The following is a 15040-nucleotide window of genomic DNA, read 5'->3' as shown; positions in this document are numbered from 1 at the left end:
TAATAAGCTGCCTGGCGTTCCCCAAGTAATTTGATCTAGCATTTTTTATCCCCTCCCGTTTATCATTATATAGAATTTATTGGAAATTATCAAAAAATTCTTTTTTTAATGGTTACTGATGAGTCTTCCTACCTTATACGAGAAGAATATATTTGAAAAGAATTCTTTTCTTTATATTTTTTTATTCTTATAATACGTTTTTGATTCTTATGATATAGTAACAACAAAGGGGGCTTAAAAATGGAAATTATTCACGAAAGAGCAAAGTTGCGGTTAATGGATAATACTGATGTCGAAACTTTGTTTTCGATTGTAGAAGGAAATCGGGATATTTGGGCGTATTTAATCTCTAAAATGGATAGTGTGCAAGATATGCAACAATACGTTCAAAAAGCGATAAAGGGTTACGGAAGAGGTACTCAAATACCTTTCATAGTCGTAGATCAACAGTCGAATAAGATTGTAGGAAGTACACGTTTATATAATATTTCAGTAGAAGATAAGACAGTTGAGTTAGGGCAAACGTGGTATCATCCGAGTGTGCAACGTACGAGTATAAATACAGAGTGTAAGTATATGCTTCTTCAGTATGCTTTTGAAAAGTTGCATATGCTGAGAGTGCAAATTAAGACGGATGCAAGAAATGAAAAAGCACAACGAGCAATTGAACGGTTAGGCGCAGTAAAAGAGGGTGTGCTTCGAAATGAAAGAAAATTACCGAATGGTTATGTGAGAGATGCGGTGGTGTACAGTATTATCTCGAGTGAATGGCCAGGCGTAAAAGAACAATTGTTAGAAAAATTAGAGTTGTATAAAGAAAAGTTATAATTCGTGTTTTGAAAGGTATATTGTTCGTGAGATATGAAAAATATACCTTTTTTCTTACAAAATGCTACTTTATTTTAATTCCTTTTGTTTCATCGTTCCCTTCTGAGAAAAAATTCGTTACAATGTAGTTGTATGGTAATAAACTTATGAATTTAAAAAATGTAATGAAAACCGCAAATGAAAATGAATTGATAATCCTCAATTTTAAATGAAAACCCTTTTATACATAAATAACAAGTAAAGTTCCTTCTTTTAAATAAACTCAAACAAAACGATTTGATATAAATGTTTTTTATAGAAGTATGGATGATGTACGGAGGCAATTACAAATGAAAGAAAATAAGAAGAGTAAGAAAAGACGAATCTTTCAAGTATTTTTACTAATGATTTGTTCTGCTATTTTATATGTAAGTTATGCAGCTTACGATATTTGGAGTTATCGTTTTAAAGCAAATGATGACGTGAAAACGGATGCTGGTATCGTACTAGGAGCAGCTTCATGGAACGGAAAACCATCTCCTGTATTTAAAGAAAGAATTAATCATGCGATTTCTTTATATAAGAACGGAAATATTAAAAAGATTATTTTTACAGGTGGTACAAAGTTCGAGGCAGAACTTGAGGAAGCACGTACTGCAAGAGTATATGCAATGAAACAAGGTGTAAAAGAGGAAGATATTTTAATTGAAACTAAATCCCTTTTCACTGAAGAAAATTTAAAAAATGCGAAGCAAGTTGGAATAGAGAACGGCATACAAACATACACGATTGTAAGTGATCCACTTCATATGAAACGCGCAATGAGAATCGCAAAACATATTAATATTGAAGCGTATGCTTCACCAACGCCGACATCAGCATATAAAACGTTAGATACAGAAATACCATTCTTCTTTAAAGAATTATTCTCGTATATTGGATATGTAACCTCTTTGCCGTTAAAAGCATTGAAGGGGGACTAATAAGAAAAGAACCTATCTTTAAATAGGAACTTTTCTTATTAGTCAAAACCATTGTATTTTTATCGGAATAGTGAAACAATAGAGAGGTAGCTTCATATAATCATAATGACAAAATGAACGGTTTATGAATCGAGCATAAAGGAGATTATAGTATGGCACTCTCATTTGTTGAAACAGAAGAACAGTCTTTAATTATTGAGAAAATAAATAAATTGATTCCGAAGTTCATGGAAAGGGAGCATCAGTTAAGTGAATTAGGATCATTTCCGTATGAAAATATAAATGATTTGAAAGATATCGGATATACGAAATTAACGTTACCGAAGGAATTTGGTGGTAGTGCCATTTCTTTATATGACTTCGTTTTATTTCAAGAGAAAATCGCGGAAGGCTGTGGAGCTACTGCATTATCGATTGGCTGGCATCTTGGCATTGTGAAGGAGCTAGCGGAAAATCGCTCTTGGAATGATGAGATGCTCAAATGGTTTTGCGAAGAAGTACGTAATGGTGCGCTCTTTAACAGGGCAGCAACAGAACCGAAAACAGGGAGTCCGACGCGTGGCGGCAAACCAGAAACAATAGCGGTTCAACAAGGCGAGAAGTGGGTTATAAATGGAAGAAAAACTTTTACAACGATGGCGCCAGTACTTGATTATTTTATTATTTCAGCAAGTATGGAAGGCCGTGAAGAAGTTGGTGAGTTTGTTATTCCGAGAAATACACTCGGTGTATCTATTGAAGAAACGTGGGATAGCGTTGCAATGCGAGGGACTGCTAGCCACGACCTTGTCTTACAAAATGTAGAGATAGACAACCGCTTTTTTACGGATATAAAAGGCGGGAAAGTGAAACAAAAGGGTATTGGCTGGTTGCTACATATACCAGCATGTTATTTAGGAATTGCACAATCAGCAAGAAATTATGCAGTTCAGTTTGCGGGATCATACAAACCAAATAGTTTAAACCATTCTATTAGTTTATTACCGAATGTTAGAAGATTAGTTGGAGAATTAGAACTCGAGCTTATGCAAGCTCGCGTCTTTTTATATCAAATTGCGAAAAAATACGATGAGGCAGAAGATAAACTGTCACTGCAAGCAGAATTAGCGGCAGTGAAATACGCCGTAACAAATGCGGCGATATCCATAGTGGATAAATCAATGCGCATCGTAGGAGCAAAAAGTCTATCAGAAAAAAATCCGCTCCATCGTTACTATTTAAATGTCAGAGCAGGACTGCATAATCCGCCGATGGATGATGCAACACTATCTATGCTTGCGGATGCGGCGTTTCGGTCATAGTTTTTAAAGCATGGGTTTGATTACTAATCAAACCCATGCTTTTTATATGTATGAAGCACTTGGTTGAGATGTAGGTTTTTAATATAAATGATTATCATGTTTTTTTGATTGTGTCTTGTTGAAAAATTCTTATTGTAATGCCAGTTTGGAGGCTGTATAAACATTTTTCGTATTTAATCCCAAATTAATGGCCTTTCTAAGTTTACCATTCGTAAATATTGTAAAAATTGACCTGCATGGACCGCATCATGATAGGCAATTCGTAATAGCATATCGCCTAAATATCGTTGATAGCCAACATCGCTTCGATCAATAAGTCTTGTATCTAGCTCTGCTATGTTTATTGATTGAACATATTCTATGAAATCGGCAAAACATGATTGTGCTAATTCAATTTCTTTTTTTACACAAGTAATTGGCTCGTCATCATACGGGGTACGTATGTCGTTTATTGAGCCGTTGTTTTTTATAATCATATGATAGTAAAAAGTTGAGCTCCATACGTGACGAATCATTTCACCAAAGGACATAGCCTCAGGATCAGGCTTCCAATTAAGAAAATTATCGGGAAGAGAATTCCATAATTTTTCTGAGCGCCTTCTCGTTTCTTTTAAATTTAATATACTAAGATCAATTGCATTCATAATACATTCTCCTTTACTATTAAACTTAAAATAATTGTATCAATTTAATAGTTAGGGTATCATCGAAATATGAATGTATATCCGAATATCTCATATATAGCTAAACTAATTGCTGAACCTACAAGAGCAATCATCTTAGATTGTCTAATGAATAATCAGGCACTACCTGCTAGTGAATTGGCTTATATGGCAAAAGTGTCACATCCAACAATTAGTTCGCATCTTTCTAAATTAGTAGAAGGGAATTTACTTACAGTTGAACAACATGGTAGACATCGTTACTATCGACTTGCTAATCAAGAAGTTGCCGAAGTGCTTGAAAAGTTAGGGACAATTGCACCAACAGTTCAAGTTCGCTCTTTAAAACAATCAACCCAACTAAAACAAATTCGTTATGCTCGAACTTGTTATGATCATCTTGCAGGCAAACTCGGTGTAGAGATAACTGAAAAATTACTAGATAGGCAATTTATAATTTTAGAGGGTGGAGAATACATTGTAACGGAACAAGGTAAGAAATGGTTTCTGAATTTTGGAATAAATGTTGATGAGGCAGATACAAAAAGGAGGGTATTTGCAAAACCTTGCCTTGATTGGAGTGAACGGCGTTACCATATTTCTGGTTGGTTAGGGTCTGCAATTGCAAAACTGTTTTTTGAACAGGGATGGATTACGAAAACGGATAAGAACCGAGCTGTCCATCTTACAAAGAAAGGTGTAAAGTTATTGGAAGATCAATTAGGCATTGATATGAAAACTGAGGAAAGAAAAGTTTGAAATTAGAAAAGTCCGTCAAAATGACGGTTTTTTTCATTATGGTAGGAGTGTACATGAATAATAGGATGTCCCAAATAATTATTGCCAATAAAAAAATCTTTCTTTTCATTCTTCTTTTTTAAGTTTTAAAGGAGAAAGCTAGGCTTCTTATTTTTACTAATGTTATAATAAGAAAAAAGCACGAAAAGAGGTCATCTCATGCTAGAGGTTATTGCAACATGTTTAGAAGATGTAAAACGAATTGAAAGTGCTGGCGGGAAGCGGATTGAATTAATTTCATCTTATACAGAAGGTGGTTTAACACCGAGTTATGCTTTTATAAAAAAAGCGGTAGAAGTGGTAAGTATACCAATTCATGTTATGATTCGTCCGCATGCGAAGTCTTTTACATATACGGAAGAAGAAATTGAAATGATGAAAGAAGATATTATAGTTGCACAGAAGTTAGGAGCAGCTGGGGTAGTATTAGGCGTATTAAACGAACGAAATGAAGTGGATGAAGAGAAATTAGCGGATTTACTATCTGTTGTAGATGGAATAAATGTAACGTACCACCGTGCGATAGATGATATAAAAAATCCAGTAGAAGCGATGAGCACTTTAAAGAAGTTTCATAAAGTGACTCACGTTTTAACTTCAGGTGGACAAGGAAATATAGTAGAGAATATTCCGGTGCTTACAGAAATGCAAAAGGTAAGTGATGGTCAAATTCAGCTTGTAGCTGGAGCTGGCGTGACGAAAGAAAATATAAAGCGATTGCTAGATGAAACTGGAATCACGCAGGCGCATGTCGGTACAGCGGTAAGAGAAGGAAAATCATGTTTTTCTGAAATAGATCCTAATTTAGTACAAGAATTAGTTGAAATAATAAAATAAGTGCTTAAGAAAGAGGAGAAACGATGAAGGAAAATACGAAGAAAGAATTATTCTCTTGGGCTAAAACGATAGGTTTTACCCTTGTATTAATTGCTATTATTCGCGGTGTTTTATTTACACCTTCTTTAGTACAAGGTGAATCAATGATGCCCACTTTAAAAAATAACGAAAGAGTTCTCGTGAATAAGATTGGTTATAGTATAAGTGGATTAGATCGCTTTGATATTATCGTCTTCCACGGGAAAGAAGGATACGATTTAGTAAAACGAGTAATTGGTTTGCCAGGCGATACAGTTGAGTATAAAAATGATGTTTTATATGTAAACGGAAAAGCGATGGAAGAACCATATTTAAAACAGTTTAAAGAAAAAGCAGTAGGCCGTGTATTAACTCCAGACTTTACGTTAGAACAAATCACTGGGAAAACGAAAGTGCCAGAAGGCCAAGTATTTGTTTTAGGGGATAATCGTGAAGTTTCTAAGGATGGTCGCATGTTTGGCTTTATTTCAGAAGATGAAATTGTCGGAAAAGGACAAGCTGTTTTCTGGCCGTTGGAACAAGTAAGAGCGTTATAAAGTGTGGTGAAGTATGGGAGAGATATTCTTCCATACTTTTTTATTTGCTTAAAATCTATTGATTGAATTGAAAGAATATTTTATAATTTTAAATTATATGTTTGTTTCGAAAAACGGAATTTAAGTTCCGTAATTCGGAACGAAAGGGAGATAGAATGAGTATAAATAAAACGGCAGTTAAGACAATGGATATTTTAGAGTTGTTTTATGAGCATGAAGAGCTAAGTTTAACTGAGATGGTTCAGCTTACAAATATGCCGAAAACATCTGTTTATCGTTTAATTGGTTCGTTGGAAGAGATGGAGTTTTTACAAAAAAACGAAAAGGGGAAATATCGTTTAGGGGTCGTATTTTTACGGTTCGGTCAACTTGTTTCACACCGATTATCAGTAAGAAATATAGCAATTCCTTATATGAAAGAACTTAGTGATAGTTTAGGACAGGCAGTTAATTTAATAATTCAGGATGGAAATGACGCAATTTATGTTGAAAAAATGGAAGGTGTTCAGCCGGTACGCGTGTATACGGCGGTTGGAAGAAGAGCACCGCTTTATGCTGGCGCATGTCCAAGAATTTTACTATCGTATTTCTCTGAGGAAGAGAAACGGAGATACATAGAGGAAGTGGATTTAAAACAGTTTGCAGATGGAACAATCGTGGATAAGAAACAATTGTTAGAAGTGTTGCAAATGGCAAAAAAGGAAGGCTACACCATTAGTTATTCTGAGTTAGAAAATCATACAGCCGCGATAGCAGCACCCATTTTCGCGAGCGATGGAACGGTTGTAGCAGGCATTAGTATTTCGGGATTAGCAATTGAGTACAACGAAAGTAACATTTCATATTTTATTGCGAAGGTGAAAGAAACAGCGCATCGCATTTCGAAAGAACTCGGCTTTTTGGCATAGAAAGAGGGAGTAGGATGAAATTTTCTGCGTTAGGGGATCAAGCAATTATTGTTACATTTGGTGAAGAAATTAAGAGGGATATATATGAGAAAGTACAGCGGTTATTTCAAGCACTGCAGCAACATCCGTTTGCAGGAATGATAGAGTGCGTTCCGTCGTTTACTTCATTAGCTGTTTACTACAATGTATACGAAGTATGGAAGCGAAATGAGAGAAGTGAAAGGTCACATGATTACGTTCGCCAGTATATAAAGGAGCTGTGTGATTCTTATAAAGAAGAAGTAAAACAGGATGTGAAACATATCTCTATACCCGTTTGTTACGGGGGAGAATATGGACCAGATTTAGAAGAAGTCGCGCATTATCACGGTTTACAAGTAGAAGATGTGATTCGAATACATAGTGAAACTACATATTTTGTATATATGCTAGGTTTTACACCAGGGTTCCCGTATTTAGGAGGACTTTCAAAAGAATTAGAAACACCTAGAAAAGAAACACCACGGTTACAAATCTCTCCTGGTTCGGTAGGTATTGGCGGAAATCAAACAGGTATATATCCGCTTGAAACACCAGGAGGATGGAATATTATCGGCCGAACTCCTATTTCATTATTTAATCCGGAAGAAGAAATACCAACATATATTCAAAGTGGTATGTATTTACGATTTATTCCAATAACGAAGGAAGAGTACGTATCGCTTGAGGGGGCTAAAAAATGGATGTAGAGGTTTTGCATGCGGGAATGTTTACAACAGTCCAAGATTTAGGGCGATCTCATTATCAACAATACGGTGTGCCAGTTGGCGGGGGGATGGATCAAAGTGCACTTCGGATGATCAATATGTTAGTTGGTAATGAAGAGAATGAAGCGGGACTCGAAATGACGATTATGGGACCTAAATTGTTAATAAAGAAAACGACTTTACTTGCGATTGGCGGAGCAGATATGGAACCGTTATTGAATGGAGAACGTATCCCCTTATGGCGTCCAATTTTAGCGGAAGAAGGTAGTATGCTTTGTTTTGGAAAAGTGAAAAGTGGTTGCAGAGCGTATGTGACCTTTGCGGGTGGAATACATATTGAGCGTACAATGGGAAGTAAAAGTACGTACATACGTGCTGCGATTGGTGGTATAGAAGGAAGAATGCTGAAAAAGGGTGACTACTTCCAAATTGGTGCACAACCAGAAATGGCGAATCGTTTCATTCAAGACTTACAAAAAGATGAGCGTATAAAAACGAAATGGGCAATTAGCAACAGCATACTACCAAAGTATAAGAAACATCCTAAGCTTCGTGTCATAGCTGACTTTGAATATGATCAATTTACAGAAGAAAGTAGAAAGGCATTTTTTACGAAAGAGTATAAGGTATCTAATTATGCTGACCGTATGGGCTATAGGGTTGAGGGAGAAGTATTAAATAGGATGGAAGAAAAAGAGATTTTATCGAGTCCTGTTACATTTGGAACCATTCAAGTTCCTAATGGTGGACAGCCGATTATATTAATGGCAGATAGGCAAACGACAGGTGGCTATCCGAGAATGGGAAATATCATTTCAGTAGATTTACCTCTTCTTGCCCAGCTAAAGCCGGGGGAATATGTTTCTTTTGAGAAAATTACGCTTGAAGAAGCGGAACAATTGTACATAGAACAAGAAGTAAATATGAATCTATTAAAGAAATTCATTGCTTTACGAAGCTGAAATTAGGAGGGAAATAATGTGAAGACAATCGATTTAAACTGTGATTTAGGAGAGAGTTTTGGCGCTTATAAAATGGGGAATGATGATGAAATTCTTCCGTTCGTTTCCTCTATAAACGTTGCTTGTGGTTTTCATGCGGGTGATCCGTCTGTTATGCGTCAAACTGTTGAAAAAGCTTTGGAGCATAACGTAGCAATAGGGGCGCATCCTGGATTTCCTGATTTAATTGGATTCGGTAGAAGAAACATGAATGTTTCAGCAAGTGAAGTATACGATTATGTTTTATATCAAATCGGCGCATTAGAAGGGTTTGTAAAAGTGGCTGGAGGGAAGATGCATCATGTGAAACCGCACGGAGCTCTATATAATATGGCGGCAACTAATCCGGAAATTGCAGATGCAATTGCAAAGGCAATTTATCATATAAATCCAAGTCTATTACTTTATGGATTAGCAAATAGCGGGGCGTTTATACAGGCTGCAGAAAAATACAAAGTAACTCTTGTACAAGAGGCTTTTGCGGATCGTACATATAAACAAGATGGTACATTAACGAGCCGTACAGAAGAAAATGCGCTTATAAAAGATGAAGACGAAGCGATAAAGCAAGTACTTCAAATGGTGAAAGAAGGCTATGTAAATTCGGTGAATGGTGAGAAAGTAGCAGTTCAGGCGCAGACGATCTGTTTACATGGTGATGGAGAGAAAGCTGTACAATTTGCAGAAAGAATATACAGAACATTCAAACTCAATAGTATTTCTATTTGTGCACCGAAATAAAAAATAGGGGGAAGTGCTAGAAATGATTAAATTAATCGGAATACTACTTGTTGCAGTGGGCTTTTTATTTAGATTAAATACACTTTTAGTAGTTATGGTTGCAGGTATTGTTACTGGTATGGTTTCAGGATTAAGTTTTTATGATGTGATTAGCATGTTCGGTAAATTTTTCATAGAGAATAGATATATGTCTATGCCAATTATATTAACTTTACCGGTAATCGGAATTTTAGAGCGTTACGGTTTAAAAGAAAGAGCCGAAGCACTTATAACGAAATCAAAAGGAGCAACAACTGGAAGAGTATTAATGTCATATTTTACGATAAGAGAATCATCAGCAGCACTAGGGCTTAATATTGGTGGGCATGCGCAAACAGTAAGGCCGCTCGTTGCACCGATGGCAGAAGGGGCCGCGCAAGGTAAATACGGTAAACTTCCTGAAAAATTAAGAGAAAAGATTAAAGCAAACGCAGCGGCTGCGGAAAATACAGCTTGGTTTTTCGGAGAAGATATTTTCATCGCAACTGGTGCTATTTTATTAATGAAAGGATTCTTCGATTCAGTAGGTATGCATGTCGGTGTATGGGATATGGCACTTTGGGGCATTCCGACAGCAATATCTGCACTTATTGTAAGCTGGATTAGATTTAGAAGGTTTGATAAATATATAGAGAAAACAATGAAGGCAGAAGGAAAAGAAGAGAAGGAGGCAATCTAATATGAACATCATCACAATGGATACAATCTATTATGTATTAGGGATAATCGTTGCTTTTATCGCTGTTCGTATCGCATTCGATCGTAAACATCCAAACAGATTCGGTTCTAGTTTATTTTGGGCATTGTTTGCAGTTACATTTTTATTTGGAAATGTAATTCCTTCGTTTTACGTTGGCTGTATCGTGCTCGCTATGGTCGTTTTAGCCTCGCTAAATAAAGTAACAAAATCAGAGGAAAAAGAAGTTCCAGTACAAGAACGTGTGAAACATGCTGAGAAATTAAAAAATAAAATTTTTATGCCTGCACTATTAATTCCTATTTTTACAATTATCGGTACGTTGACCTTAGGGAAAATTAAATGGGGAAATGTCTCTCTTGTTGATCCAGATAAAGTAACATTAGTTGCACTAGCGTTTGGTGCATTACTCGCATTTGTTGCGGCGATGCGTATTACAAAATCAAAAATAACAACACCTGTACAAGAAGGAAGCAGGCTATTACAAGCTGTTGGCTGGGCTGTAATTTTACCACAAATGTTAGCAGCACTTGGCGGTATATTCGCGAAGTCTGGCGTTGGACAAGTTGTTTCAGACTTAGTCGGACAAGTGCTACCGACAGAGTATCCGTTCGTTGCCGTTATGGCGTACTGTTTAGGCATGATGCTATTTACAGTCGTAATGGGAAATGCATTCGCAGCGTTTGCTGTTATTACTGGCGGAATTGGATTACCTTTAATAGTTCAAATGCACGGCGGAAACCCAGCAATTATGGCAGCGCTCGGTATGTTTGCTGGATATTGCGGAACGCTGCTTACACCAATGGCAGCAAACTTTAATATCGTACCTGCGATGCTTTTAGAGCTAAAGGATAAAAATGCGGTTATTAAAGCGCAAGTACCAATTGCTCTTTCCATTTTCATTATTAATATGTTTATTATGTACGGCCTTGTATATCGTTTCTAATTAGGAGGAGAAAACTATGAAAACAGTATTATTAACAGGGTTTGATCCGTTTGGCGGAGAAAATATCAATCCAGCTTGGGAAGTAGCAAAAGGTTTGCATGAAAAAACAATTGGAGAATACAAGATAATAAGCAAACAAGTACCAACTGTATTTCATAAATCAATAAGCGTATTAAAAGAGTATATAGAAGAACTAGCGCCGGAAATTATTATATGCATTGGACAAGCTGGGGGCAGACCAGATATTACGATAGAACGTATCGCAATTAATATTGATGATGCAAGAATCGCTGACAATGAAGGGAATCAGCCGGTAGATGTACCGGTTGTAGAAGAAGGAGCGATTGCGTATTGGTCTACACTTCCGATGAAAGCAATCGTAAAAAAACTTCGCGAAGAGGGTATACCGTCATCTGTTTCACAGACGGCAGGCACATTCGTTTGTAATCACTTATTCTATGGACTTATGCATGAACTAGAGAAACATGATAAGAAAATAAAAGGCGGATTTATTCATATTCCGTTTTTACCAGAACAAGCGAGTAATTATCCAGGGCAACCGAGTATGTCACTTTCTACTATTCGTAAGGGGATAGAATTGGCAATCGAAGTAACGACGACAGTTAAAGTAGATATTGTAGAGGTTGGGGGCGCAACGCATTAAGTAAAATGAATTGTACAACACCTCCTGTAAACAACTGGTATAATAAGAATAGGAAAATACATAGAGGTGATTTTTGTGCAACAATTTGAAGAAGTACGTTCAATTTTAGAAAAAGCGAAGAAAATTACAGTATTAACAGGCGCTGGTGCAAGTACGGAAAGTGGTATTCCAGATTTTCGTTCAGCAAATGGATTGTATGCTGATGCGAATGTGGAGATGTACTTATCAAGAGGGTACTATAACCGAAGTCCGAAAGAATTTTGGAAGCATTATAAAGAAATCTTTCAAATTAATACGTTCCATCAATATAAACCAAATCGTGGCCATCGCTTTTTAGCTGAGCTAGAAGAACAAGGGAAAGATATTACGATTTTAACGCAAAATATTGACGGTTTACATCAATTAGGTGGCAGTAAGCATGTCATTGATTTACATGGAACACTTCAAACAGCACATTGTCCAAAATGTAAATCAGGCTATGATTTACAGTATATGATTGATCATGAAGTACCGCGTTGTGAGAAGTGTAATTTCATTTTAAATCCAGATGTTGTTTTATACGGAGATACACTGCCGCAATATCAAAATGCGATGAAACGTTTATATGAAACAGGTGTACTTCTCGTTATGGGAACGTCATTAAAAGTACAACCTGTCGCTTCATTCCCGGAAATCGCAAAGAGGGAAGTAGGAGCAACAACTATTTTAGTAAATGAAGAGTTAACAGGACAGGAATATAACTTTGATTTTGTTTTTCAAAATAAGATTGGTGAGTTTGTTGAAGGGTTATCTTCAATGAAATAAGTTATCGAAAAAACTGAGGTATCTGCCTCAGTTTTTTATTTGAGTAATCACTGTTTTAAGCCATATGAAAACATTTTGATAATGTAGTAACAACATCTCTATAATTTATAAAAATCAATTTGCCCATTTTTCTTTTAGAATAATATTCATGTTATTGTGCATTAAGGGAATGGTAATAAATAGGATGTAAAAACAAAAAACTGAAAATTAAATCTTTTATTTCTTTTATAATTAATATAAAATTCTATATATATCATATAAATAAATTTGATACATAATGATTTTGCGTAGAAATGTTAATAGAATGAAGCGAGGGAGCGAAATGAGACAGAAAAAGGAGCAGAAAAAACAATCGAAAAAGAAAAAGACTCATATTCCATTTCGGTTAAATGTACTATTTTTTATTGTCTTTCTTTTATTTTCAGCTATTATAATTCAATTAGGTAAAGTACAAATCATTGATGGAGAAACGTATAGAAATGAAGTAAATAAAAAGGAAGATGTAACGGTAAGCACTCCCGTTCCTAGAGGGAAAATGTTTGATCGGCAAGGTCATGTTATTGTAAATAATAAACCATTACGAACCGTTACATATACGAAAATGAGAGGAGTAGACTCGAAAGAAGTTTTACAAGTAGCAAGAGATTTAGCCAAGCTAATTGAAATGTCGCAAGAGGACATGGATAAGTTAACAGAGACAGATAAGAAAGATTTTTGGATGCAGTTAAATGAAAAACGGGCAGCGGCGAAAGTAACGAAAGAAGATGAGAGTAAATTTAGAAAGCAAGAAATAGAAGGAAAAGAGTTAGATAAAAAAGTAGAAGAACTGCGCCGGGAAAGAATTACACAAGAAGAATTGAATGAGCTTTCAAAGGAAGATATAGAAGTATTAGTAATTAAAAGCAAAATGAATGCGGGATATAAAATGACGCCGCAAATCGTTAAAAAAGATGTAAGTCAAAATGAATATGCTGTCGTTAGTGAAAGGTTGGCAAGCTTACCAGGGGTAGATACGACAGTAGATTGGGAACGTGAATACCCAAATGATAAAATACTGCGCTCTATACTAGGTAGCGTTTCTAATGAAAATGAAGGGTTGCCAAGAGAACACTTAGATTATTATTTAGTTCGTGATTATAATCGAAACGACCGTATTGGTAAAAGTTACATTGAAAAACAATATGAAGATGCACTACATGGAACGAAGGAACAGTCTAAAAATATTATGGATAAAGCAGGGAAGATTGTTCGAACAGAAAAAGTGACTGAAGGAAAAAGTGGAAATAACTTGATGTTAACAGTCGATATGGATTTACAGAAAAGAGTAGAGGGAAGCCTTGAAAAGAATTTACGAGCCTTTCATGCTGCAGAGCCGATGATGGATCGTGCGTTCGTAGTAATGATGAATCCGAAAAACGGTCAAATTTTATCAATGGCAGGAAAGAAAATTGTAAATAAAGATGGCGGTATGCAAATAGAAGATTATGCATTAGGAACGATGACAAGTTCTTATGAGTTAGGGTCAACTGTAAAAGGGGCTACTTTATTAACTGGATATCAAACAGAAGCGATTAAGCCGTATACACATTTCTTTGATGCGCCAATGTATTTTAAAGGAAGTTCTAAGCCGAAGAAATCGTGGAAAGAATTTGGGGATATTGATGATTTAAGAGCTTTGCAAGTGTCATCGAACGTTTATATGTTTAATACGGCTTTAAAAATGGCAGGCATTAATTATGTCCCAAACAATCCATTAGACATTAAACAAGAAACATTTAATAAAATGCGCTACTATTTTAGACAATTTGGCCTAGGTGTGTCGACTGGTATTGACCTGCCAAATGAATCAATTGGTCAAGTAGGTAGAACTGATAACATACCCGGATTTTTACTTGATTACGCGATTGGACAGTATGATACATATACGCCGCTTCAGCTTGCACAATATATTTCCACAATTGCAAATGGCGGTTACCGAATGAAACCACAAATTGTACAGGAAGTGAGAGAGCAACCGAATAGACCAGAGGATGTAGGAAAAGTCGTTCGGTCGATTGAACCAGTTGTATTAAATCGAGTGGATATGGACACTTCGTACATTAATCATGTAAAAGAAGGATTTAGAAGAGTTTTTCAAGAAGCTGACGGAACAGGTACCGGAACGTTTAAAGGTCTACCATATAAACCAGCGGGAAAAACAGGAACAGCTGAGACAGTATATGGTGGAGAAAGTGATATTGGAAGAGATGAGAACAACAACCGAAAAAAATGTTATAATTTAACTCTTGCCGGTTATGCACCATATGATGCTGATCCGGAAGTAGCTTTTTCAGTTGTTGTACCATGGGTGAATGATGATAAATCAGGAATTAATTCTGCGATTGGTAAAGAGATTTTGGATGCGTATTTTGAATTAAAAACAAATAGATCAAATACAAATTCAATTCCAGTAGAACAACCGAACAAGGCACAGTAAAAATAGTATCACTGCATGGAAACATATTGTGCAGTGATATATTTTTTGAGTTAAA

At 36.0% G+C, this 15040-nt stretch carries 16 protein-coding genes; 15 read left to right on the top strand and 1 reads right to left on the bottom strand.

Annotation, left to right across the window (positions count from 1 at the left end):
* Window positions 1–240: 240 nt before the first annotated feature.
* The 3 genes from DN399_RS15145 to DN399_RS15135 all read left to right on the top strand — a co-directional run bounded on the left by DN399_RS15145 (window position 241) and on the right by DN399_RS15135 (window position 3091).
* Window positions 241–828, top strand: coding sequence for a GNAT family N-acetyltransferase (locus tag DN399_RS15145; RefSeq protein WP_000402585.1), 588 nt, complete (start codon window positions 241–243; stop codon window positions 826–828).
* Between the two features lie 329 nt (window positions 829–1157).
* A complete protein-coding gene (locus DN399_RS15140) occupies window positions 1158–1790 on the top strand; it encodes a YdcF family protein (RefSeq protein WP_000662215.1) in 633 nt (210 codons plus the stop codon).
* A gap of 152 nt (window positions 1791–1942) precedes the next feature.
* Window positions 1943–3091 carry an acyl-CoA dehydrogenase family protein gene (locus DN399_RS15135; RefSeq protein WP_149149753.1) on the top strand — a complete coding sequence of 383 codons (1149 nt, stop codon included), beginning with the start codon at window positions 1943–1945 and terminating at the stop codon, window positions 3089–3091.
* A 173-nt stretch (window positions 3092–3264) separates the two neighbouring features.
* Here the strand turns inward: DN399_RS15135 and DN399_RS15130 are convergent, their stop codons facing one another.
* On the bottom strand, window positions 3265–3735 hold the full coding sequence (locus tag DN399_RS15130; RefSeq protein WP_149149752.1) for a DinB family protein: 471 nt from the start codon (window positions 3733–3735) through the stop codon (window positions 3265–3267).
* Window positions 3736–3804: 69 nt separating this feature from the next.
* Here DN399_RS15130 and DN399_RS15125 point away from each other — a divergent pair, with 69 nt between their 5' ends.
* From DN399_RS15125 to DN399_RS15070, 12 genes are all read left to right on the top strand, one after another.
* The gene (locus DN399_RS15125; RefSeq protein ID WP_001103816.1) at window positions 3805–4512 is read left to right on the top strand and encodes an ArsR/SmtB family transcription factor; all 708 of its coding nucleotides are present in this window, start codon (window positions 3805–3807) and stop codon (window positions 4510–4512) included.
* Window positions 4513–4710: 198 nt separating this feature from the next.
* The gene (locus DN399_RS15120) at window positions 4711–5388 is read left to right on the top strand and encodes a copper homeostasis protein CutC (protein ID WP_000895119.1); all 678 of its coding nucleotides are present in this window, start codon (window positions 4711–4713) and stop codon (window positions 5386–5388) included.
* 23 nt (window positions 5389–5411) lie between these two features.
* A complete protein-coding gene (gene lepB, locus DN399_RS15115) occupies window positions 5412–5963 on the top strand; it encodes a signal peptidase I (protein ID WP_000662501.1) in 552 nt (183 codons plus the stop codon).
* 155 nt (window positions 5964–6118) lie between these two features.
* Window positions 6119–6871, top strand: a complete 753-nt coding sequence (locus tag DN399_RS15110) for an IclR family transcriptional regulator (protein WP_000026363.1) — start codon at window positions 6119–6121, stop codon at window positions 6869–6871.
* Between the two features lie 14 nt (window positions 6872–6885).
* Window positions 6886–7599, top strand: a complete 714-nt coding sequence (pxpB, locus tag DN399_RS15105) for a 5-oxoprolinase subunit PxpB (RefSeq protein ID WP_000672284.1) — start codon at window positions 6886–6888, stop codon at window positions 7597–7599.
* Window positions 7590–8579: a 5-oxoprolinase subunit C family protein gene (locus DN399_RS15100; protein WP_149149751.1), complete on the top strand. Its 990-nt coding sequence runs from the start codon at window positions 7590–7592 to the stop codon at window positions 8577–8579. Before pxpB ends, DN399_RS15100 begins: the two co-directional genes overlap by 10 nt.
* 18 nt (window positions 8580–8597) lie before the next feature.
* Entirely contained in the window at window positions 8598–9359 is a 762-nt protein-coding gene (pxpA, locus tag DN399_RS15095; RefSeq protein ID WP_044307430.1) for a 5-oxoprolinase subunit PxpA, read from the top strand.
* A gap of 22 nt (window positions 9360–9381) precedes the next feature.
* Window positions 9382–10077: a DUF969 domain-containing protein gene (locus DN399_RS15090; RefSeq protein WP_000593392.1), complete on the top strand. Its 696-nt coding sequence runs from the start codon at window positions 9382–9384 to the stop codon at window positions 10075–10077.
* A gap of 1 nt (window position 10078) precedes the next feature.
* The gene (locus DN399_RS15085; RefSeq protein ID WP_001021677.1) at window positions 10079–11041 is read left to right on the top strand and encodes a DUF979 domain-containing protein; all 963 of its coding nucleotides are present in this window, start codon (window positions 10079–10081) and stop codon (window positions 11039–11041) included.
* A gap of 16 nt (window positions 11042–11057) precedes the next feature.
* Complete coding sequence (gene pcp / locus DN399_RS15080) at window positions 11058–11705, top strand: pyroglutamyl-peptidase I (protein ID WP_000859708.1); 648 nt, start codon at window positions 11058–11060, stop codon at window positions 11703–11705.
* Between the two features lie 66 nt (window positions 11706–11771).
* The gene (locus DN399_RS15075) at window positions 11772–12509 is read left to right on the top strand and encodes an NAD-dependent protein deacylase (RefSeq protein WP_074554685.1); all 738 of its coding nucleotides are present in this window, start codon (window positions 11772–11774) and stop codon (window positions 12507–12509) included.
* Between the two features lie 322 nt (window positions 12510–12831).
* The gene (locus tag DN399_RS15070; protein WP_001249188.1) at window positions 12832–14985 is read left to right on the top strand and encodes a peptidoglycan D,D-transpeptidase FtsI family protein; all 2154 of its coding nucleotides are present in this window, start codon (window positions 12832–12834) and stop codon (window positions 14983–14985) included.
* Window positions 14986–15040: the final 55 nt, after the last annotated feature.

Origin of the sequence: Bacillus sp. AR4-2 (assembly GCF_008274865.1) — a bacterium.
Classification (GTDB): Bacteria; Bacillota; Bacilli; order Bacillales; family Bacillaceae_G; genus Bacillus_A; species Bacillus_A cereus.
The sequence above is the reverse complement of the archived record's forward strand: the minus strand, read 5'-3'. Positions and strand labels throughout refer to the sequence as shown.